The sequence below is a fragment of the Pyrobaculum ferrireducens genome (assembly GCF_000234805.1).
In the GTDB taxonomy this organism is placed as follows: domain Archaea; phylum Thermoproteota; class Thermoprotei; order Thermoproteales; family Thermoproteaceae; genus Pyrobaculum; species Pyrobaculum ferrireducens.
The window spans coordinates 350141-372020 of the sequence record NC_016645.1; the positions used below are offsets into that span (position 1 = coordinate 350141).

Annotated in this window: 25 protein-coding genes; 13 read left to right on the top strand and 12 right to left on the bottom strand. The window is 53.8% G+C overall.

All coding sequences use genetic code 11. From position 1 onward, the window contains the following. Positions 1-2 precede the first annotated feature (2 nt). The 9 genes from P186_RS01840 to P186_RS01880 all read right to left on the bottom strand — a co-directional run bounded on the left by P186_RS01840 (position 3) and on the right by P186_RS01880 (position 8491). Positions 3-1562: a hypothetical protein gene (locus P186_RS01840; protein WP_148682615.1), complete on the bottom strand. Its 1560-nt coding sequence runs from the start codon at positions 1560-1562 to the stop codon at positions 3-5. Positions 1563-1816: 254 nt separating this feature from the next. Next, positions 1817-2221, bottom strand: a complete 405-nt coding sequence (locus tag P186_RS01845; RefSeq protein WP_237179443.1) for a hypothetical protein — start codon at positions 2219-2221, stop codon at positions 1817-1819. 102 nt (positions 2222-2323) lie between these two features. After that, positions 2324-4582, bottom strand: coding sequence for a hypothetical protein (locus P186_RS01850; RefSeq protein WP_014287685.1), 2259 nt, complete (start codon positions 4580-4582; stop codon positions 2324-2326). Positions 4583-4640: 58 nt separating this feature from the next. Further along, positions 4641-6002 (bottom strand): digeranylgeranylglycerophospholipid reductase, encoded by a 1362-nt coding sequence (locus tag P186_RS01855; RefSeq protein WP_148682616.1) that lies wholly within the window; start codon positions 6000-6002, stop codon positions 4641-4643. A 29-nt stretch (positions 6003-6031) separates the two neighbouring features. Further along, positions 6032-6709, bottom strand: a complete 678-nt coding sequence (locus P186_RS01860) for a metal-dependent hydrolase (protein ID WP_014287687.1) — start codon at positions 6707-6709, stop codon at positions 6032-6034. A 29-nt stretch (positions 6710-6738) separates the two neighbouring features. Then, entirely contained in the window at positions 6739-6978 is a 240-nt protein-coding gene (locus P186_RS01865) for a hypothetical protein (RefSeq protein ID WP_148682617.1), read from the bottom strand. Between the two features lie 21 nt (positions 6979-6999). Next, entirely contained in the window at positions 7000-7401 is a 402-nt protein-coding gene (hjc, locus tag P186_RS01870; RefSeq protein WP_014287689.1) for a Holliday junction resolvase Hjc, read from the bottom strand. Beyond that, positions 7398-7886, bottom strand: coding sequence for a hypothetical protein (locus P186_RS01875; protein ID WP_014287690.1), 489 nt, complete (start codon positions 7884-7886; stop codon positions 7398-7400). Before P186_RS01875 ends, hjc begins: the two co-directional genes overlap by 4 nt. Then, positions 7883-8491 (bottom strand): TATA-box-binding protein, encoded by a 609-nt coding sequence (locus tag P186_RS01880; RefSeq protein WP_148682618.1) that lies wholly within the window; start codon positions 8489-8491, stop codon positions 7883-7885. The genes P186_RS01875 and P186_RS01880 overlap by 4 nt, the downstream gene beginning before the upstream one ends. Positions 8492-8687: 196 nt before the next feature. Here P186_RS01880 and P186_RS01885 point away from each other — a divergent pair, with 196 nt between their 5' ends. From P186_RS01885 to P186_RS01915, 7 genes are all read left to right on the top strand, one after another. Beyond that, on the top strand, positions 8688-9182 hold the full coding sequence (locus tag P186_RS01885; protein WP_014287692.1) for a hypothetical protein: 495 nt from the start codon (positions 8688-8690) through the stop codon (positions 9180-9182). Between the two features lie 20 nt (positions 9183-9202). Next, positions 9203-9967, top strand: coding sequence for a tRNA (adenine-N1)-methyltransferase (locus P186_RS01890; RefSeq protein WP_148682620.1), 765 nt, complete (start codon positions 9203-9205; stop codon positions 9965-9967). 187 nt (positions 9968-10154) lie between these two features. Then, complete coding sequence (proS, locus tag P186_RS01895) at positions 10155-11621, top strand: proline--tRNA ligase (RefSeq protein WP_014287694.1); 1467 nt, start codon at positions 10155-10157, stop codon at positions 11619-11621. 176 nt (positions 11622-11797) lie between these two features. Next, positions 11798-12094, top strand: a complete 297-nt coding sequence (locus tag P186_RS01900; protein ID WP_014287695.1) for a 30S ribosomal protein S26e — start codon at positions 11798-11800, stop codon at positions 12092-12094. Further along, positions 12091-12573, top strand: coding sequence for a tRNA (pseudouridine-N1)-methyltransferase (locus P186_RS01905; protein ID WP_014287696.1), 483 nt, complete (start codon positions 12091-12093; stop codon positions 12571-12573). Before P186_RS01900 ends, P186_RS01905 begins: the two co-directional genes overlap by 4 nt. 16 nt (positions 12574-12589) lie before the next feature. After that, a complete protein-coding gene (locus tag P186_RS01910) occupies positions 12590-13150 on the top strand; it encodes a CDP-alcohol phosphatidyltransferase family protein (protein ID WP_014287697.1) in 561 nt (186 codons plus the stop codon). A gap of 49 nt (positions 13151-13199) precedes the next feature. Then, positions 13200-13613: a DUF2286 domain-containing protein gene (locus P186_RS01915; protein ID WP_014287698.1), complete on the top strand. Its 414-nt coding sequence runs from the start codon at positions 13200-13202 to the stop codon at positions 13611-13613. Here P186_RS01915 and P186_RS01920 read toward each other — a convergent pair. Further along, positions 13605-16172, bottom strand: a complete 2568-nt coding sequence (locus P186_RS01920) for a DNA-directed DNA polymerase I (protein WP_014287699.1) — start codon at positions 16170-16172, stop codon at positions 13605-13607. The two genes, P186_RS01915 and P186_RS01920, sit on opposite strands and share 9 nt — an antisense overlap. Positions 16173-16260: 88 nt before the next feature. Here P186_RS01920 and P186_RS01925 point away from each other — a divergent pair, with 88 nt between their 5' ends. After that, on the top strand, positions 16261-16671 hold the full coding sequence (locus P186_RS01925; protein ID WP_014287700.1) for a hypothetical protein: 411 nt from the start codon (positions 16261-16263) through the stop codon (positions 16669-16671). On the opposite strand, the gene hmgA is transcribed toward P186_RS01925, so the two are convergent. Further along, entirely contained in the window at positions 16664-17860 is a 1197-nt protein-coding gene (gene hmgA / locus P186_RS01930; RefSeq protein WP_014287701.1) for a hydroxymethylglutaryl-CoA reductase (NADPH), read from the bottom strand. The two genes, P186_RS01925 and hmgA, sit on opposite strands and share 8 nt — an antisense overlap. A gap of 28 nt (positions 17861-17888) precedes the next feature. Between hmgA and P186_RS01935 the strand changes: the two genes are divergently transcribed. The 5 genes from P186_RS01935 (at position 17889) to P186_RS01955 (ending at position 21423) form a co-directional block, all read left to right on the top strand. Then, entirely contained in the window at positions 17889-18995 is a 1107-nt protein-coding gene (locus tag P186_RS01935) for a thiolase family protein (protein WP_014287702.1), read from the top strand. A gap of 34 nt (positions 18996-19029) precedes the next feature. Next, positions 19030-19431: a Zn-ribbon domain-containing OB-fold protein gene (locus P186_RS01940; protein WP_014287703.1), complete on the top strand. Its 402-nt coding sequence runs from the start codon at positions 19030-19032 to the stop codon at positions 19429-19431. After that, a complete protein-coding gene (locus P186_RS01945) occupies positions 19428-20480 on the top strand; it encodes a hydroxymethylglutaryl-CoA synthase (protein WP_014287704.1) in 1053 nt (350 codons plus the stop codon). Before P186_RS01940 ends, P186_RS01945 begins: the two co-directional genes overlap by 4 nt. 82 nt (positions 20481-20562) lie before the next feature. Beyond that, positions 20563-20787: a FaeA/PapI family transcriptional regulator gene (locus tag P186_RS01950; protein ID WP_014287705.1), complete on the top strand. Its 225-nt coding sequence runs from the start codon at positions 20563-20565 to the stop codon at positions 20785-20787. Positions 20788-20817: 30 nt separating this feature from the next. Continuing rightward, positions 20818-21423: a hypothetical protein gene (locus P186_RS01955; RefSeq protein ID WP_014287706.1), complete on the top strand. Its 606-nt coding sequence runs from the start codon at positions 20818-20820 to the stop codon at positions 21421-21423. On the opposite strand, the gene P186_RS01960 is transcribed toward P186_RS01955, so the two are convergent. Continuing rightward, positions 21420-21752: a 30S ribosomal protein S25e gene (locus P186_RS01960; protein ID WP_014287707.1), complete on the bottom strand. Its 333-nt coding sequence runs from the start codon at positions 21750-21752 to the stop codon at positions 21420-21422. The two genes, P186_RS01955 and P186_RS01960, sit on opposite strands and share 4 nt — an antisense overlap. Between the last annotated feature and the right edge of the window lie 128 nt (positions 21753-21880).

Below are 21880 nucleotides of genomic sequence, written 5' to 3' on the forward strand. Positions count from 1 at the left end.
TTTCACCGCGGTTTTGCGTGGGGTTGTTGGTTAGATGTGAAGACGCCGTTTCTCCAGATATTAACAAACCTCTCGTCTCCCGTGATGTTAAACAGAAGGAAGCCGCGTCTAAACATGTATTTGCCGTATACCCACGTGGATGAGTTGTGTAGCCATATCTCGGCCCATTTATAGCCACTTAGCTTCAAGGTGCCCATCTTAATGTAGGGGTAGTAGGAACTCCCGCTGAGGGGTGTCAACGGCGGATCGAATTCCAACACTATGGGGACCAAACTCGAGTTAAACTTAAACAGTGTAAATCCACCTTGCGCTGAGAAAGTGGTAGCCGAAGATTTAAATGTCTGACAGAGACCGGAGTTGCTCGTCAGAGTCATGTATAGTGTTCCAGCAAGATACCCACCAATATATATCCTTACCGTTTGACTCGTCCTTCCCGCACAGTTATATAATTCCAAATCTCCAATGTATAATGATGTAAAATCTACTGAAGCTCCTTGAGGAATTTTTCCGATGAAGAGAATACGCCTTGTCTTGTAGAAATATGTTGAGTAGAAGTTATCCTCCACTAAAGCGCTGACGTAGTCAAACACTATATTGCCCCATGTGGGGTCAAATGGGCAGGGGCGTTCGTACTCTAAGGTCACTGTTGGCTCAAAGAGTATCGTCACATCCCACGGACCTGTGAACACGTCTACACTGATGAATAGATATTTAGAACGCAACTGTGTAGGTATCTGGAATGTGTAGATGTAGCCAAAGTTCGTGGTGACGTAGGACGTCGCCGTCATGACGTATGTCTGGCTGGGGAGTGTCTGGGTGGGAATGTCGCTGTAGTGCAACGTTAGACGTACGGAGGAGGCAGGCGCGCCGCGTACGGCCACGTTAATGGCAGTAACGCCACGGCCGACATAAGCGTATGTCTGTGTGGTGTAGCTGTATGTTTTTGCGGCTGTGTTGAAATCCGTGGCGTATGTGAATCTCACCGAGAAACTGCCCCTGGTGGATACTGGCGGTGAATGAATTCTGAATATATATCTTGAATACGAAGACGCCGTAGCGGCTACCGAGACTTCGGGAGGTGACTGCCACCTCCCCCTTAAAACCCTAATGACGGTCTTGTTAACCTCATAGACGTCAGGAGAAATTTCGCGGCCACTCAGAATAATTGTAGCTGATGCAGATGGTAAGCCGTCTTTCTCGGGATTATCGCTGTACAAAATCTCAATCTTTCTATCACCCACCACCAACACAGCCCTTTTGCCCTTGTTTATGTGTACTCTTTCTGCCTTTTTAGGAATTGCCAGGAATGGGCCTGAGAACACGGGCACGGTGAGATTCACGGGCCTCCGTGGATCAAAACTACCCTCAGCCCATACGGCGTCTTTAAACTCAAGTATATGTACCTTGATGAGGGGAACCGGCGTGCCGTTTATTACAACGTATATATGTTCCGGTATTCTATCCACAGCAACGAGAACTACGTCATCAAACGAATTTGATATCGCCATGGCTATGGCGGACACCGCCAACACAACTATTGTCGTCACTTCTGCCCACCTCATACCATGCCAGGCGAATTTGTATATATATATCGCTGGACAATAACCGATAAGTTTATTTGTCAAATCATGAAAACTATATAGTTGGTTGAGGCCCTAGCCCTATCTTCTCTCTATACTCGTCGTAGCGCTTGACCACCTCGGCGTGCCACCTCTCCGAACCAGACCCCTCTTGGGGATATACGAGAGATTAATTTCTCTATATGCGTAAAAGAACATCTTTAAGACACAGAGACTTAATTTTACACATTTATGCCTTACTCTTCGGCACCGTGATTTCTCACGTAACGTCCCACGTAGCAGTATACAGCCCTGAGCAGAGCTACGTCGTGAATGTAGCGTACATAACTCAGCCGGGCGTACTCCGGCGGCACACCTATGTGCCAGAGGAAGGACGGCGGCACTAACAACCCCGCTGTATATGGAAACGCCGCCAATGGCGTTACGAGAATTAGAGCAGTTAGGAAAGGCTTGTAAAACACCCTGGCTGGCTTGATTACAAATAGCGGCAGAAGAAAGATGCATAGTATAAGATATAGAAGCCAGAAGAGGAGAAGCCACCAGCCCAGAGAGCCAAATAGGAGGGAGAGGTAGGGCGCCGATAGATGTACTAATGCCAACCAGCGGGGGAGTCCCAATAGCGGGTTCGCTATCCACGCCACCGCAAAGCCGTAAGCCGAAAGAGGCGCGGCCGCCAGCAACTGGGGTGCGTAAATAAAGAACTTAGCAATATAGAGGGAGAAAACGCAGAAAAAGGGACTATTTCAGGGATAAACGAGCGGTATGATAACGCCGCCGACAGAACCATACGCATAGTACTCCCTTGGACCATTAAAATACTCCTGCCAATAATTTAGTGAAATGACAGGCGCTTTAAACTTAGCGTCAATGAGGAAATTTGCACTATCTTCGTTATCTCTGTAGTAGTAAACTCTTACATAGCTGGGAATAGTGTAAGAGGTCAGGCCGCCCGTGGTGCCAGGCGCTAGCAATATCACGAAGGCGCTTCTAACGGCTACGTTAAGGTCGACACCAGCGGAGTAGTAAGGACCATTATACGTGACGCCCCCAACTGTGACCGAACACCCGCCATACGACGGCCCTTGAACCGCGGACAGTATTACGGATAAAGCAGTAAGGCCAAGCCCAACAAGTGGGTTTGAGTAAAGTGTAGTCCATCCCAACAACACTGCTAATTCATTATAAGCTTGAATACCTGTTATAAAGGCCTGGGTGGCGGCTATAAGGAAGTTGATTGGCGTCCAGTAGTCAGAAGAACTCTTAGTATTTGGAAACAGCACTGCAGGCGCCGTGGTGGCCCAACATATCGATAACAAATAAGTGTTGCCTGGTAGGTTGTAAGTCACATGGGTGTAGGTAGCCCTTAATGGCCACTCACCACTCGTTGCATATATGCCCGTTGGGATCTCCGATGTGAGCTCCGCCTTGGCTAGAATATGAGGGTTGGTTTCGTTTCTATTCGTCTTTGGATCATATACGCCGCCGCCGGCCGTGGTTCTCCATATGTTAACTAGTATTTCATCCCCAGTTATATTGTAAAGGAGCAGGTTGCTTCTAATCATGAACTTGCCAAGAGACCACGTGGTTGAGTTATGCACCCAGATCTCTGGCCATTTGTAGCCGTATAGCTTAAGCGATGTCATCTTCACATAGGGGTAGTAGTTGCTCCCGCTGGGTGGAATTAGCGGCGGATCGAACTCAAGAGTAATGTCCGTCAAGCTTGAGTTGAATTGGAATAACCTCAGCGCGCCGGCGGCGTAAAATAACATGGCAGGAGATTTAAAGACTTGACAAAGCCCCCCGTTTTGGCTTAGGATCATGGATATAGTCCCCGCAAGCGTTCCTCCTACATAAACTCTCACATACTGATAGGTCTTTCCGGCGCAGTTGTATACCTCCATATCGCCGATATACAACGTCACATAGCTAGGCGCGGCGCCTTGTGGCACTTTGCCTATGAAAAATATGCGCGATGTCTTGTATTGGTACTTTGAGTAGAAGTTGTCTTCGACTAAGGCGCTTATAAAGCTATAAACCATGTGGCTCCATGTGGAATCTAAGGGACTAGGCCTCTCGTACTCCACTGTTACTGTAGGCTCAAATGTCACGGGTAAATCCCACGGGCCTGTAGAGATGTCTACAGATATCCATAAGTATTTTGAGCGTAAACTTGAGGGTATTTGGAAAGAATAGATGTACCCATAGTTTGTGCTCACAATGGCGTTTGCTGTAAGCGATTGTGTGTATGCCGGTGGCTGTGCCGTCGGGGTGTCGCTATAGTAAATGTTCAGGCGAACAGAGCTGACGGGCGCGCCGCGGATTGCCACGTTAATGGCAGTAACGCCACGGCCGACATAAGCGTATGTCTGTGTGGTGTAGCTGTATGTTTTTGCGGCTGTGTTGAAATCCGTGGCGTATGTGAATCTCACCGAGAAACTGCCCCTGGTGGATACTGGCGGTGAATGAATTCTGAATATATACCTGTCAAAGGCCGGGGTAGCAACGGTTGCGGTTGACGCCTCTGGCTGGACGCGCCACCTACCTCTGGCAATTGCCACAGTTCTATTATCTATCTCATAGACCCCCGGCTGTATTTCACGCCCTTTTATAACTAGCTCAATGCGCGTTGGCGGGAGCCCGTCTCTCTCCGGGTTGTCAGTGTATAATATTTCATAAGCCTCCCCGTTGATTTCCAACACCGCCTTCTTGCCCCTTTCTACATTGACCTTCTCGGCTCTCTTAGGCACAGCGAGGTAAGGCCCAGAGAATATGGGTACAGTTAAATTAATTGGCTTCTTAGGGTTGTAGGTGCCCTCGGCCCAGATGGCGTCCTTTAACTCAAGGATATAGACTTTTGGAAGTGGCACAGGCGTGCTGTTCAAGATGACGTAGACATGGTCTGGAATTTTGTCAACAGCCACGAGCAAGACATTGTCCAACGGGACTCCCAACGCTAGGGCAGACAGCGCCAGTATGGTTGTTACCAGACACGCCTCCCGCATAGTATCTCTAAAACTAAGACTTTTTTCGTTTGGTAGCTAGCTAATATCAATAGATTAATTACGCCAGTGGCAACGGGCCGAGGCCTATTTTTTCGCGGAATTCGTTATACTTCTTGACTACCTCGGCGTGCCACTTGTCGAGGTCTGATTGGCTCTCTGGATACGCCAGGTAGAGGTCGCCGATTTCCTTGGCGTATTGTATCGAGATGCTGAGTTTTTTCAAAAGCGCGGGTCTGCCTAAAAACTGCATCATAACCTTGAACTTGTCCATGAGGGATAGGTTGGTCCCCTTGGCCGCTAGGTGGTATATCTCGTCTTCGTTTAGAATCTTGCGGGAGAGGCCGAAGTTGAGGTCGTCGTTGTCGAGGGTTTGTAGCATAAGCCTAAGCACGTCGAGCTGCGCCTGTCTATGGCCCCACTCCCTCATGTAAAGCACGTTGTACTCCCACAGCGTCTTCTCGGAGAAGTCGCCCTTTTCAAAGGCCTTTGCTATAACCCTGGAGGACAGCTCGGCGGTTAGCAACGCCTGCCCGATGCCGCCGCCGTGGATGGGGTTTACGGCAGCCGCGGCGTCGCCAAGGGCCACTATGCCGTTGCCCACTAGCGACTTCAACGGCCTCCTAGTGGGTATAAAGCCCCCTCCTATGTGGTACTTCTTGCTGACTCTGAAGCGTGGGAGTATGTACTTCTCGTAGTAGTTCCTGGGGTTCTGCTTCAAAATGCCCCAAATGCCGAGGCCTACGTTGAGCATAGTGGCGCTGCGCGGAAATATCCACCAGTAGCCGCCCGGCGCCACCGTCATGTTGAGATAAATCTTGATGTACTGGGGGCTCTCAAGGGCCTCGTCTACGTACACAATCTCCCTATATGCGTGGGACACGTCTTCGGGATGCAGCGGCTCGGATATGAGCCAGCCCGCCAACTTGCTACGGAGGACCGCGGCTGAGCCCGTGGCGTCCACCACAACCCTTGACCTAAACTCCTTAGCCATGCCGCTTCTCCTCTCCACAGCCTTCACGCCGACAACCGCGCCGTTTTCTACAATAGGCTCCGTAGCCGTGTGCCCCTCAAACAACGCGGCGCCCGCCCTCACCGCCTCCTCGACTAGCCACTTACCCCACGCAAATCGATCCAGCACATAGCCCTCGCCCTTGATTATCAACCTCGTCTTTTCATCTGGACTTATCAGCTCCACCCCCTCTATCTTGTTCTGGAACACCCTGGGGTTGGGCGTTAGATACTTTGCCATCCTCTCCACGTGGTGAAGGCCGAGGCCGTCGCCGCAGGTCTTTACGCCTATCTGCTCGCCGCTTTTAGACTCCAGAAGAGCCACCTTGAACCCAGCCTTGGCGAGGAGGTACGAGGCGTATGCCCCGGCCGTGCCGCCGCCGGCCACGACGACGTCAAATCTCTCAGACATGGAAATCACAGCGATTTGTGGTATTAAAATTATATTTTCAAAACGTCGCCTGGCTTCATCACGAAAACCTTCGTTCTTGACACAGCCTCCACACGCGTCTTGAAGTCCTCGGGGTCTTGTTTAATCAGCGGGAAGGTGTTGTAGTGCATCGGCACAACCCTCCTAGGCCTCAGTAGTTGCGTAGCTATCGCAGCCTCCCGGGGTCCCATGGTGAAGACGCTGCCAATCGGCAACAGGGCCACGTCTATGTCGTACAGCTCCCCTATCAGCTCCATGTCTCTAAACAGCGCGGTATCCCCGGCGTGGTACACCGTACCCTCAGGCGTGGCTATTACGAAGCCGGAGGGGGCGCCTCTATTCGCCGTGTGGAGGGCGGGCGTCATGTAGACCTCCACCCCGTCCCCCAGCTTAATAGTCCCGCCTATGTTCATCGGCATCGTCTGCGCCTCCGGTATGCCCTTCTCAGCCACCTCAAGCGTAAGCTCAAACGTCCCAACTATAGGCGCCTTCGCCGCCTTGGCGATGTCGACGGATTCCCCCAGGTGGTCAAAATGGTCGTGTGTTATCAAGACGTGGGTAGGCTTTGTGTTTATGACCTCCTGGGGGGAGGCGGGGGACAGCGGGTTGGTGATCCACGGATCTATCAACATCCTAAGCCCGCCGGTCTCTATTAGAAACGCGGCGTGTCCAAACCACTTGATCTGCATATAGCGGGACCTGTGTCTAGTATTTAACTTTAGCTCCTTTTCTTCAAGTCAAGTCTTATAGCGTTTGCATGGGGCGCGTATACCCTCACTGTGTAGCTCCGCTCCAGCTCCTTCACCACTTCGCTAAAGAGGCGCCACTCCACGGGACGCAACAGGACTATCTTGACGTGGTGGGTGTCGGTGGCGGGGGAGTAGCTGTATTTCACATACTTCACGGATCCGGCGCCCAGCTTCTTCACAAGCTCAACCACCCTTTCAATATCCTTCACGCCGTGCGTCATGCCACCCGTTTAAAAATACTGATCTATTTTCTCAGAGAACAACGCCTCGACGAAGGCCCTCAGCTCAACCCCCTTTTCATACTCCTCTCTACCCACCCTCTCCGATACGCCCAGCACCTTCCACGGGCCCCTGCCGAACTTGACGAGTAGATACGCCTCGCCGCCAGCCCTCTTGGCAAACACTAGAAGCTTCTCCACCTTCTCAGCCTCTATCTTGACGGGGGCGTACTTAGCCCTGTACTTAACCTCAAACACGAGGACCCTCCCTCTGCACACCGCCACTATATCGGGCACGTACCTTTTCCTCACACCACCCCCCGACGAACACCCCCTCAAAACCGCACACCCACGCTCCCAAAAGTAGTTGGCCAGCTCCCTCTCCTTGGCGGAGCCCTTCCTCTTGACGCTCATAGCACCTCCACCTCTCTATACGGGTTGCACAACAACCTCTCGACCAGGCTACACCTCTCACAGCCGCACGAAACCCTACCCTTCACAACGAGCTCAGTTAGGTGGGGGTCAAAGTGCCTCGCGTCTAGCAACAAGCCGGCCACGGACTTTCCCACCAACAACTTAAGCCCCTCTCTATTCTTAACGTAGTACACCCCGTAGCCTCTGTATTCCTCAGCCCCACGTATGGGGACGATATTCCTGCCCCGCACGGCGGCCCCCCAGACGTATATCGTGAGATCTGGACGCAACTCCCGGGCGAGGCCTACCCACAGCCTCTTGGCAGTCTTTAAAACAACTCCACGGGTTGCTTTTTTAAGAGCGTTGTGGAGGCAGTGCAGATCTTCGCCTACCAACGGGATTAGCCTGGGATCGTGGACGTCGCAGATAGGCACCACTTGGGGAAGATCAACGTCTAGAAACTTTTCGCTGTATAGCAGAATCACAACTCTTCTTCAAACTCCTCCTCTTCCACCAGCTCCTCTCCGCCCTCCTCGACGTACAAGACTCCTAAGTCTTTCAACTGGGCGTAGAGCTTCTGCACCGCCGTGGCCACGTCCTTTTCCGACTTGGCCCCGGTGCACACAATCTTCCCCGAGCCGAAGATAAGGATCACCACCCTGGGGGACGACATCCTATATATGAGGCCTGGGAACTGCTCCGGCTCATACATGGCGTTTTCCAGCATCAACACCGCCTGCTCGAGATCAACCTCGGCGTGGAGATTCCCGCTGGCAACGATGTTTTGGATCTGCACCTCCGGGTCGAAGGGCACGTCTGCCCCGTGGTCTTTAAGCAGTTTTACAAGAGCCCTCACCGCGTTTTTCAAATCCTCTTCGTTTTTAGCCCCCGTGCAGACCATTTTACCTGTTCTGAAAATGAGGGCGGAGATCCTGGGCTTGGTGAGGCGTAGGATGAGGCCTGGGAACTGGTCCGGGTTGTACTCGGCCATTGTCAACCTCTCTGCCAGCTGCTCAAGGTCAAGCTCGACGCCTAGGTTCACAGTTGCGACGATATTCTCAATACGGTAAGACGGCCCTGAGTGAGACATATGAGAGTTTATAAACCCATATTTAAATATGCCTGAGTGGAAATATCACTAATACGGCACACAAGCAGGCTAGTGGCCGCCCACCCCCGCACCGGCAGTATACGGCCCGCGCTAGACGTGCTGGAGCCGCCACGCGCCTTGCGGCGTCTACACCCGCGGGGATTACACACGGGCTTTATATTTGACGTGGTTCTCGATGGACGTGCTCCCGGTTTTAGACAGCGAGTTAAGAAAAGTTTTGTGGGGGCTGGCGTCGGAGTTTGCGTATCTGGCTGTGGTGGGTACCTCGGTGATTCCGCCCTGTAGCTTATTGAGGCGGCGGCTGGAGAGGGTGGTACGGCCGGAGCTGTTGTCTCTCCTCGCGACAAAGGTTGGGGGCGACGTTCCAGACGTCTTGTTAAACTCAGCGCTTGGGATGAGGCTGGGAGGCATCCCTAAGTGCGAGCTTATGTACGAGGCTCTGCCAGAGCTGTACCAGCTCTGCGTCGCCCTGCGGCTTAGAGGCCGCGAGCCTATGTACAAGGTGGTGTCTGAGGTGGTTGTGCCGCTGGCTGTGTCCGCCTCGGCGGCGGGGTACGAGGAGGGAGATGTCCTCCTGGCAAGCTACCGCGCCGCGGCATACAGAGGGGAGAGGGACCTCGCCGCCGTGATGAGGTATTTTGACAGGTGGCCCATTGTGGCTAGGTTTTAAATATCTGAGTGAAGCCGCACGTGTTTAGGAAGGGGGACTGGGCGCTGTTGGTGGAGGAGCGGGGGGGCTACAAAACTGTGGCTAGAGTGGGCGGCGGGAGGATCCAGACTATCAGAGGCTTTATAGACACCGATAAGCTCGTAGGAGCGCCCCACGGCTCCGAAATCACAACCTCGCTGGGCGTCAAGTTTAGAGCCCTTTCGGCTACTATTTTCGACGTAATTGAGAATAAGTTCGAGCTGAGAGCCCAAGCCATATACCCCAAAGACGCTGTTTACATCATAAAGGCAATAGGCCTAGGTCCGGGTTTTAGAGTGGCTGAGGCCGGCACCGGCTCGGGCTTCCTGACTGCCGTGCTGGCTTGGTACGTAAGGCCTTGGGGGGTTGTGTACAGTTTCGACAACAGAATAGAGCATATGAAAGTCGCTGTGCGCAATCTCGGAAGGATCGACCTACTGAACTACGTCGATTTACAGGTGAGGGACGTGGTAAGGACAGGCTTCGGCTCTATACGGGTAGACGCCGTCGTACTCGATATGGGAGATCCGTGGAACGCGCTGGACCGCGTCTCAGAAGCTCTAAAACCCGGCGGGGTTGTCGTGATCTTCGCCACGACTGTGGAGCACATGGCTAAGAGCGTCGAGGCCTTAAGAAAGAGGAACTATGTCAATATATCCATAGAGGAGGTGCTGGTCAGGCGCTGGAAGAGCGTACCTGGCGAGCTGAGGCCAGAAACCTTCGATGTCACGCACACCGGCTGGATCATATCTGCGAGGTTGGTTTAAGTTGTGAAGTAGGACGTCGACGCAGAACCTTGGCGGCATTATTCTCCAACCTATCTAGGCTCTGTTGAGCTACTTCGGCATTTTCGGCATCTCGTGGCGGGTGGTTAGGGCGGCGCCCGCCCTCCCGGATCTGTGATTAGTATCGTGTCTAAGGTGAAACTTTTTATTGCCGTTGTTAGAGGTCGCTATGGAGCTTGTCAGAGGCGCGAGGCCTCATGGCCGTGATAAGCTGAGGAGCAACTTGATTGAGTGGTTTCACTGGCTCTTGAGAGAGGCGGAGATGTACGACGTGAGGTACCCCGTGAAGGGGGCATACGTCTGGCGTCCATATGGCATGAAGCTGAGGCGGAACGTCGAGAACTTAATACGACAGCTACACGACGAGGCGGGTCACCAGGAGGTTTTATTTCCTGTTTTTATACCCTATGAGTACTTCGGCAAGGAGTCCCAGCACATCAGAGGCTTCGAGAAAGAGGTGTTTTGGGTTTCTAAAGGCGGCGAGGCTGGCGAGAGGCTTGTCCTGCGCCCCACTTCAGAGACCGCCATTATGCCGATGGTGAAGCTGTGGGTGCAGGACTACAAGGATCTGCCCCTCAAGCTTTACCAGATTGTCAGCGTGTTTAGAGCCGAGACCAAGATGACGCATCCAATGATTAGGCTAAGGGAGATCAGCATGTTTAAAGAGGCTCATACAGTCCACGTAGATAGGGAGGACGCCGAGAGGCAGGTGAGGGAGGCTGTGGAGATTTACAAGAAGATCTTCGACGAGATGTGCCTAGCCTATATGGTGAACAAGAGGCCTGACTGGGACAAGTTCGCCGGCGCCGAGTACACAATCGCCTTCGACACTGTACTGCCCGACGGCAGGACGCTCCAGATCGGAACTGTCCACTACCTAGGCACAAACTTTACCGAGGTGTTCGAGGTCACGTACCTCGACGCCGATGGATCGAGGAAGCTGGCTCACACAACCTCCTACGGGATTTCCGAGAGAAGCATAGCCGCGATGCTTATTACCCACGGCGATGACGGCGGCACCACGATACCTCCAAAGCTAGCGCCTATACAAGTAGTCGTAGTTCCCATCTACTACGGGGAGGAGGAGCTCTCTGTAGTGATGTCCTTCGTGAGAGAGGTGGTTAACTCCTTAGCAAGCGGCGGCGTGCGCGTCTACCTCGACGATAGAGCCGACAAGACGCCGGGCTGGAAGTTCTACTACTGGGAGCTCAAGGGCGTGCCCCTCCGTGTAGAAGTCGGTAAGAGAGATGTCGAAAAGAGGCAGGCTGTTGTCACTAGGAGAGATACTCTAGAGAAATACGCAGTCGGCCTAGGTAATTTGGTAGACGCCGTTAGGGAGTTGATGAGGGCCGTCGAGGAAAACCTACGCAAGAACGCTTGGGAGGAGCTGAGGAGGCGTGTGGTGAAGGCAGAGGGAGTGGAGGCGGCCAAGGCGGCGATAAGAGAGGGCAAGGTGGTGGAGGTGCCTTGGAGCGGCGATAACGAATGTGGGATGAAGATACAGGAGCTCGTAGGCGCAGACGCGTTGGGGGTGGCGATGGACGCAGATACATCAGTGGGCGGCTACGATCTACGCGACCTCGCGTGTAGAGACAAGCGAGCCGAGGTGTGGCTGAGGCTTTCCGAAAGGTACTAACCACGCCGTGTAGAAGCCCCAGCCGCACTCGCAACGCATCACATATGGCGGCGCTGTGAGGCCGTATCCTTACTACGCGCGGTCTGTAGTAAAGGTGAGTCTCGGTTTATCAACTCAGCAGAGGCGGCGCCTCTTTGGCAAAATTTTTTTAAATGGCTCGTAATTTTGGTCCCGCTATGCCTAAAAAGAGGAAGAATCGAGGTAGGAAAAAAGGCGACAAGGGCCGGGAGCCCTATGTCCACTGCGATAACTGCGGCAAGGTTATGCCTAGGTCGAAGTCTGTGAGGGTAACAGTTCCGCATTCCCCGGTGCCTCCAGATTTGGCGAGAGAGCTGGAGAAACAGGGCGCCATAATCTCCCGGTATTTGGTGACCAAGACCTACTGTATAAACTGCGCCGTCTTCTTCGGCATAATAAAGGTAAGGTCTAGGGAGGAGAGGAAGAAGAAAATACCGCTTCAGCAAGTCGTTTGAGCTTTTTAATAAAAAGCGACGTAGCTTGTCCCTGGTCGATAAGCCCGGAGGAGCTTGTGAAAAACCGACTTGACGTGTTAGTTGACTTCGTTGTTGAGTCTATCAGAGGGGGAGCCCGCGAGGTGTATGTAATGTTGTGCGACGGCACAACTTACCGGGTGTCTGCGGCGCCTCCGCTCAGGGCCCGCGAGGCGGCCAGGTGGTTGCTCTCGAATCCGCCTTTTAAAACCAACCTAAAGGCCCTCGTGGGGAGGTATAGAAACGTGTACTACCTCCATGAACGTGGCAGAGACGTCTCGGAGGTGAAGCTGGACGGCGAGGGGCTGTATGTATTCGGCGACCACGACGGGCTGAGCCGCGAAGACGAGGAGTTTTTGGAAAAACACGCCACCCGGGTCTCGCTGGGCGCGACGCCCTACATGTCTTGGCAAGCCGCGGCGTACTTGGCATATTTATTGAGACGATTAAGTTTAATATAGGGCAACCCCCAGCGCCGTGGTGTTGGAGCGGTTGAGGAAGAGAATTAACCTAGACGCCTTGGGTAGATACATCCCAGTAAACCCAAACGTCTTAACTCTCCTGTCTGTACTTGCGGCCTGGGGTGGGGTCTTGCCGGTGTGGCTGTCCGCCGCGCCGCCTTGGCTCTTCATAGCGGCCTCCGGCGTCTTGGATGTGTTAGACGGCGCAGTTGCCCGTAGTAGCGGCAGGGCATCTAGAAGGGGCGCGTTCATAGATTCGTACCTGGATAGATATACAGACGCGGCCTACATACTCTACTTCTGGAACTACGTAGATCATCTCGCCGCGTTTTTAGCCCTCTTGGGAACCTTCGCGATAAGTTACGCGCGGTGCAGGGGGGAGTCTCTGGGGGTGGAGGTCAGGGGGGTCGGCTTCATGGAGCGGGGAGAGAGAGTTCTCTATCTCCTAGCACTCTCGTTGGTGCTGGGTTTCTTCCCCCAGCTCGTCAACCCGTTGATGTACCTATACACGCTTCTGGTCAACTCCGCGGCGGCGTATAGAGGCTACGCCGTTTTTAAAAAACTGAAGCTCTCCTAAACCGGCGCCTATGGAGAAATATTAATATAGCACACCTAGACGTGGATCAATGAGCGTCGTTGCGCATATCACAAAAAACACAGTGGCTAAGCGCGAGGTTATTAATAAAGATGTCATGGAGGCGGTTAAGGACGTCGCGATAGAACTCCTAAAGGCGTGGAACCCCGCGGTCTCCGACTTCATAATACTACGGGATTTCTACTCAGTCTCGTACCCAGCGCCCCTCTCTAAGGAGCTCCTCGAAAAAGTTCGGAAGTACTCGCCGAAGAGAATAGAGAATAGAGTGGAGGTAACCCTGCCGGTTTTTGAAATTGTCCACGGGGCCCAGTGGGCTGGGGACAGCTTAAGCGTCGGAGACGCAGTTGTTGTATTCCCCCATATCGACGACGCCACGACTGAGGAGGTGCTGAGGGGGGTGGTGCAAAACCTCGCTGGCCAGGAGGAGGGGGAGGATTTAGAGTAGCCTAGTAGCGCCGCGTAGCTCCTCGATAGAGACGCCCATCGCCTCCAGTATCTGTTCTAGCGACGTGTTTATGTACTCCAGGTACTTCTTCTCGTCTATCTCGTCTATCCTCGCCAATTGTATGGGCTTTACTCCAATTGCGTCTTTAGTCTTGATTAGGACTATGGCGTCTCCCCGCCCCACGTTAATTCCGTATTTCAACAGCTGCTCAGCCGCCTTGACGTGTTGAGGCTTGTTCTTCGTGTATTCATTCAAGTTCTTGTTCAGAACGATTTTTATCCCGAGCTTATCCAGAGTGGTTTTCCTCTCCCTGATCTTGGTCTCCGTATCTTTAACCATAGCTACAACGGCATCGCGAACCTTAGTGATGTCTTCCACCGTGTTTATATTCTTTAGACTTTCTATAATTTCCTCAACCAGCTCCTTCACAAGCGGCGGCGCGTTGCGTTTCTTCGCCACGATCCCCTTGACTATGACGCTCCCGTCGCTAGTCACGCCTAGGTAGTTCTTCTTGCGGCCGCTAAACATGACGAATTTATACACCTTGTCAAGCTCTATATCTATCCCCAGCTCCTCTGTGTAGGCCACGAGCTTCTTTAACTTCTCCTCGGAGACATTCCAGAGAAAGAGAGAGTCCGTATCCCCGTATACTGGTATTAGGCCCAGCTCCGTCGCCTTGAGCACCGTGCTGGTCATTATGTACCTAGCCAGGGCTGTTGTGAGCTCGGCGACTGGCGGGCAGTATAGGGGAAATGTCTCGGCGCCGAAAACGCCGTAGGAGGCGTTTATAAAAACCTTCATGGCGCTCTGGACTACGTCGTACAGCTGCCTCTCGGCTGGCGTCGGCGCCTTCTTGGCTAGTTTCTTATAGACGTGCACCCTTAAGTCCCTTAAGATGCCCACCAGGGTGCTCGTGAGGCCGGGCTTGTCGCGGCAGACTGTGTGGGGTAGCTCCGGTATCGGCCTCTCCGCGTCTTGCCTACAGTTAACGGTCTCGTACGAGAGGTTCCACTTGCTGATTATCGAGGGGTACAGAGAGGCGAAGTCGAGGACGTACACATCGAAGAAGATGCCAAGCGGGGGGTCCAGCACCACGGCCCCCGCGTACTTCTTCCCCTTGATTATGGCTTTTGTGTGGGTCTGCCCCTTTACGTTTAGAATATCCTCCTTGTTTGGTATAAGCCACCCCCTCCTGCGGTGTTCGTAGTACAGCATGTTGCGGATCCACGCCGAGACCTGGGACCTGGTGATGTCCTCTATGGGCATTTTAGCTATCCTAGACAGGAGGATTATTAGCTTCATCACCATTTCGTTGTTGTACAGCGTGAAGTAGAGGGTAATGAGGGCGTCTCTGTAGTTGTACTCGGCGAGTTCCCAGTAGCCCATTCTAGAGACGTTTTTCTGCCTCTCCACCTTCCCGACGCCTAGAATTGCGTATGCTATCCCGTCTAGTCCCCTCTCCCCCCTGTACACGCCGCCAAAGGCGTAGGCCTCGATTGCCTTTATAGCAAAGAACTTGAACATGTCTATGTGGACGCCGGGGGCTACACTGACGTAGTCCCGCTTGGCGGCTATTGGCAAGTCCTCCTTGGGTATGCCGAGCGCAATGGCTCTGTTGTAGAGGTAGGGAAGGTCGAAGTTGTCGCCGTTGAAGGTGATGACTATCGGGTACTGGACTATGGTTTTGAAGACCTCCATTAAGAGATCGTATTCGCTGTCGAAAAACAGAATCTCGTAGTCCGGCCTGTACCTCAGCTCGGCATCCCTGCCAGGGCGTCTAAGCATCAACACCCGCCTCAGCCCGTCGCTTCCCACCAGAGCCACCGAGATTATTTCATACTCGGCGCTCTTTGGGTCTGGGATTTTGTTTTCCTGCGGGGTGTAGACCTCCACGTCTATGGCGACCCTCTTGATGTGGGGGATGGGTGCCTGGAATAGAGGTATCCACTCCTCTGCCACCTTGCCGTGTTCCTGTTTGAAGATGTTAGCGAGTGAGAACTTGACCTCCGTGGGTATTGAAATTTCGATGGGCGTGAGGCCGCCCCCGTTGGATCTATACCACATGCCTGGAATCACGTTTCTGTCGAAGAGGTAGCTGTGGTGGTACTTTATCCGCGACTCCCAAGTCTCCTTGAGGATGTCCCTCAGCGAGTTTCTGCCGCCGCCCACCGACAGAGGGTCTTTTGCATATACCTTAGTCACGAGAATCCTCCGGTCGTTTAGCGCGTCGTATTTCTCCTCTACGCCGAAGTGGCTGAACCCCGGGTGGCGCAGGACGCTGGGGAACTTCTCCATTATCTCCTCGGGTGTCTTTGTCGCTATGAGATACGGCTTGTGGCTGGTGGTGTCGTACCAGTAGTACACGTTATCCGTCACGGGGTCGTAGAGCTTTACCAAAGCCTTGCCCTCCGCCCCGTCGTAAACAACCGACAGCACGATAGAGGGCGGCGCCGTGGCAGAGACTATGCCCTTTATCTTCCCCTCCTCTATGGCTTCGCCCTCGTACTCTCTGACCTCTTCTTGTTCAAACTCTTCAAACTCCTCCTCAAACTCGGCCACATATGTTGTAGTCGAAGTGGTTAAAAACTAAAACGGCGTATTACCTCCACAGTATAAAAGCTTATAAAGAGCTCTATCATTGAGTTTCGTGGTAATTTATGTTTCGCCGCATAAGAAGGACAACAAGATGTCCATGGCGACGGATCTCAAGCGAATTATCGTAACCGAGATAATAAACGAGGCGATCCACGGCGTAACTATCCTCGACGAGAGAGGGGTCCCCATTATACACCACCTGCCAAACACCCTAACGGCAAAGACCCTCCGCCAAGTCTCAAACCTTATAGAGATCATCAACATAATTAGGCAGAACCAAGACGAGAGCCTCGGGGAATTTAACTACGTCACCGTCAAGTACGCCAACTACAAGGTGGGCATCTTCGAGCTACCAAACAAAAGGGGCTGGCTCATAGTTTTCGTCAACCCCCTCTGGCATATTGAAAACTTGTTGCCAAAAATCCGGCAGTTTGCCCACAGAATGGCCCAGAGCCTCACCTAGCCCCCCTGCCCAGCCTCTGGTGCGCCGACGCGAGCTCGTTCCTGGCAAGTGCCACCAGCAAATTCAGCTCCCCCGCCAGCACGGTGGCCGCAACAATCTCGGCGAATTTCAACGCGTTTCTCCCCGGCGGATCGCCGGGGCCCGCCACGCCCAGGAGCTCCAGCGCCTCTCTCTGCGTGGGCAACCCAGTCCCGCCGCCTACAGTGCCCACCTCCAGGCTCGGCAGATATACAGCTATGTAAAGCCCCTCCTCCCTAGCCTCCGTGGAGGTTATCCCCATACTCGACTCCACAACCTGCGCCGCGTCTTGACCCGTCGCTATGAAAATCGCCGCGACTATATTGGCGAAATGCGCATTAAAGCCGTAGGAGTGGGCCAAGGCCGAGCCTACTAGATTCTTCCTAACATTCACGTTGTGAACATCCTCGGGGGAGGTCCCCATCTTCTCCAACAGCTCCCTCTTGACCAGCGCCTCGGCCACCACAGTCTTCCCCCTCCCCAGTATGAAGTTGACGGCGTTAGCCTTCTTATCTACACACATGTTGCCGCTGAGCGCGACCAGCCTAGCCTTCGGAAAGTTCTCATGGATGTACCTAGCCACGGCGTCTGAAGCTATAGTGACCATGTTCATCCCCATGGCGTCCCCCGTGGAGAAGACCAGCCTAAGCCACACGTAGTTCCCCACGACGAAAGGCTGCACCTCTCTCAACTTGCCAAACCTAGTGGTCGACTCGGCCACCTTCTTCAACTCCTCAAAGTGCTGCGTGACCCAGTCGACGAACTCGACGGCGTCGGTTAACGAGGGCAGTCTAAACAGGGGGGCCCTGGCCATGCCGTCTCTCAACACCTTCACCCTGGCGCCTCCCGACTCGGTCACTAGCTTGGCGCCTCTGTTGACCGAGGCCACGAGAGCCCCCTCGGTGGTGGCTAGGGGGACGTAGAAGTAGCCATCTGCGTAGTCCCCCCTGACGAGGAGGGGGCCGGCGACGCCTACGGGGATCTGCACGGCGCCAATCACATTTTCAATATTCCTCCCAACCACAGTGTTGAGATCTATCACCGTTTTGCCAATGTTCTCCAGCCTAGCGCCCGTGGCCTTCTCCAGATACTGCCTCCTCGCCTCGGCGGCTTTGTTTGCGTCGCCGTAAACCTTTTCAAACTCGTGTAGTTTCACTTCCATTAGAAACATTTTAATAAGTTGTCTTTATAACTCTTCGATGAGAGACGTATACGTTGTAGGCGGGGCGCTCTACCCGGCGGGGCGCCACTACGACAAGAACCACGACGACCTCGCCGCCGCCGTGCTCGACAAGGCAATCGCCGACGCCAAGGCGGATATAGACGCCCTCTTCGTGGCCTCGTCCACTACCGAGCTCGCCAACAGGCAACAAATATTGGGGGCCTACATACTGGAGTCCATTGGCATAGATAAAATACCAGTTTTCAGAATCGAAAACGGAGACGGCTCAGGCGGCGCCGCCGTGGCTCTTGCATACCACGCCTTGAAGTCTGAGGAGTACAACTGCGTCGCCGTGGTGGGCGTCGACAAGCCAAACGACGTCCTCAGCAACCAGCAACAAGATATCTACACCACAACCCTCGACACGTATTTCGAAAGATACTTCGGCTTCACGCCCCTCTCACTCGCCGCGTTAATGGCCAAGATGTACCTCAAGAAATACGAATACAAATACGAAGACCTAGCCAGGTGGGCTGTCTACATGCACGCGCACGGCGCGGGCAACCCCTATGCCTACTTTAAACGCCCAATAAAGCTGGAAGACGCAACGAACAGCGAAGTGGTCAGCGAGCCCCTCCGCCTATACGACGTGGGCCCCCTCGCAGACGGAGCCGCCGCGGCCGTGCTATGCGCAAACAAGAAAGATGGGCCGAGGATATTGACCGCAACCACCGCAACCAACACAAGAAGCTTCAACGCCAGGCAGGAATACGACGTCTTGTACAGCCTCCAAGAGGCCTCAAGACGCGCCTTAGACAAGGCCGGCGTCACCCCAAGAGACGTGGCGGCGGCTGAGGTGCACGACTCCTTTTCAATACTCGGGGTGCTGGCCGTCGAGGGCCTCGGCCTCGTGAAGAGAGGCGGCGCGCTGGCGGCTTTGAGAGAGGGCGACCTGCCGGTGAACCTAAGCGGAGGCTTTAAAGCCAGGGGAAACATCCTCGGCGCCACGGGGGTATACCAGCTGGTGGAGGTGGCTTGGCAGTTGATGGGGAAGGAGTTCAAGCGCGTCGACGGTAGCCACGGAGTGATCCACAGCATGGGGGGCATAGATAAGATATCGACAGTTGTTGTATTAGAATCATGACAATACATAAAAAGGATAACGAAAGAACAAAGATATGAGACACGAATCTGTGCCGATATATTGGAGAAACATACCGCAGTACTACCGCCTGGTGGCCAAGAGGTGTAGAAAATGCGGCTCTATACACTACCCGCCGGTGGCTAGGTGCGGATGCGGCTCCAAAGATCTGGAAGACGTGGAGCTCCCCAGAGAGGGGAAGCTACTAGAATTCACCGTCTTGCACCAGGTGGGGACCGATTTCTTAAAACAGAAGCCGCTGATATTGGGCCTAGTGGAGCTGACAAACGGAGTCAAGATAGTGGCCCAGATAGTCGACGCGCAACCCGAGAAACTCGCCCCGGGGGTCAAGGTAGAGGCTGTATTTAGGAGAGTTGTCGTCGACGGCAAACACGGCCTCGTGATGTACGGATACAAATTCAGACCCGTGGGGGTATGAGCAGGGTGGGGATAGTAAGCTGGGGCGCCTATATACCAAAGTACCGGATTAGGACCGAGGAGGTGGCGAGGATCTGGGGCGACGACCCGCTCCGCATAGTAGACGTCTACCTAGTCGACGAGAAGAGCGTAGAGGGAATTGACGAAGACGCCGTGACGATAGCCGTCGAGGCGGCCAGGAGGGCCATAAAGAGGGCGGGGATAGATCCTAGGCGGATAGGCGTTGTGTACGCCGGCACCGAGTCCAAGCCCTATGCTGTTAAGCCCATATCGTCGATACTAGTAGACGCCTTGGGCCTCAGCAACAACGTCTTCGCCGTGGATATGGAGTTTGCGTGCAAGGCGGGTAGCGAGGGGCTCGTAGCCGCCATGGGGCTGGTGGAGTCGGGACGCGTGGAGTACGGCATGACGGTAGGCACCGACACGTCCCAAGGCGAGCCGGGGGAGCACTTGGAGTACTCGGCGAGTAGCGGCGGCGCGGCTCTAGTAGTCGGTCGGGACGGCGTCGTCGCCGAGCTGGAGGCCGTGTACTCGTACGTGTCCGACACGCCAGACTTCTGGAGGAGGGAGGGCTCCCCCTACCCAATGCACGGCGAAGGCTTCACCGGGGAACCCGCCTACTTCAGACACATAATAGGCGCGGCCAAGGGCTTAATGGAGAGACACGGCTACAAGCCCTCGGACTTCACCTACGTCGTGTTCCACCAGCCAAACGGCAGATTCCCAGTCCGCGCCGCGTCTATGCTGAACATACCAATGGATAAGGTGAAGCCCGGCATCGTCGTGACGCACATCGGAAATACCTACAACGCCTCGGCGCTGATGGGTTTCGCCAAGGTGCTAGACTCGGCAAAGCCGGGAGACAAAATACTACTAGTGCCCTTCGGCAGCGGCGCCGGGTCAAACGCCTTCGTATTCACAACCACAGACTTAATAACAGAAAGGCAGAAAGCGGGCGTGCCGACGGTCGAGGAGATGCTACGCGACAAGATATACGTAGACTACGCCCAATACTTAAAAATGAGGAAAATGATAAAGCTGTTCGACTAAACCAGACACGAAAAACTCCAACATTACCCAGGTATTATCTTGATTAAACAACGGCAAAAAAAGCACACGTCCCGAGATATACATGCCTAGAAGACAGACAGACAAGGTCTTCGAGAGAAAGGAGCAGGTAATAGAATACCTCAAGACCTACGGCGAGCTTACAACCAGCAGACTAATACAACTCACAGGCCTCAGCCACTCCCAGATATTCTACATACTCAAACTCCTAGAAAAAGAAAGCATAGTCAAGGAGGTCAAAAGAGGCAAAATAGCCTACTGGAGGCTTGTAGAGACCAAGGAGGCGTAGCTTTTTAACCCCCAAGCCCCGGTATAGACAGTGCTCTCGGAGCTGTACAAAACAGGCAAGGTGAGGCGAGAGGCGTTGGGAGTCCTCGCCAAAACAATAATATGTATAAAAACTGGTTGCCTCGCCTCAGGACCCGAGGTAACCTTCGCCGGCTCCACGATACAGCTCGCCGAGACGATAACCCTCACCCCCCAGACCCGGCCACCCCAGAAAGAAACAAAACAAGCCAAGCAAACCACCACACAACGCAGACAGCCCCAACCCGCGCCGAGGCAGGCCCCCAAGCAGGAGGCCCCCCGCCAGCCAGCAGAAAAGCCCCTACAGACCCCCCCGAGCCAAGAGCCGCCAAGAGAGACAACCAGCTGGGACACCCTCGCAACTCTACTAGCCAACGAGGCAAAGATAGACAAGTCAAAGGCAGAGTCTGTACTAGACGCCGTAGCGAACTACCTAGCCGTCTACCCCAGCGTAGGCGTAATTAGGCTAATAGAAGACGTAGCCCGCATCGCCAAAGCCGACCAGAGGGCGGTGAGAGCCACAATAGAAATCCTAAGATCAGCCGACGTAATTGAGCTAAAGGAGGAGGGCGTCGTAAACCTCAAAAAACCCCTAAAAAGAGGCGAAATACCACTCTAGCTACCCCTCGCCGGTATATAAATCTCAGTCCTGTGACCCTTAGCCACCAGAACTAGATCCCCCCTCTCACGAAGACTTCTCAACACTTTAAACGCCACCGACATTTTGATACCGTACTTAGAGGCAATATCGTACGGCGTAATAACTCTCATATTCTGCACCTCCTTTGCAATAGTTTGAAACACCTTTTCATCAAGCGCTTGAATAGTCCTCTTAGCAGGGGCCTCCTCCTTCTTCACCTCCTTCTTACCCTTCTGGGCAGGCTGAGCCTTCTCCTTCTCAGCCTTCTTCGCAAGCTGAGACAGCGTAGGCCTCTTCTTACCACCCATACCCACCAACGACGCAACTATATTAAAAACTTTACCCCCACCACAGATCTACGATCCGGCGTCTGCGAATAAGCACAGAAAACTTAAAACGCAGACCCCCTAGGCTCAGCCGAGGAGAGCCGTTTCAG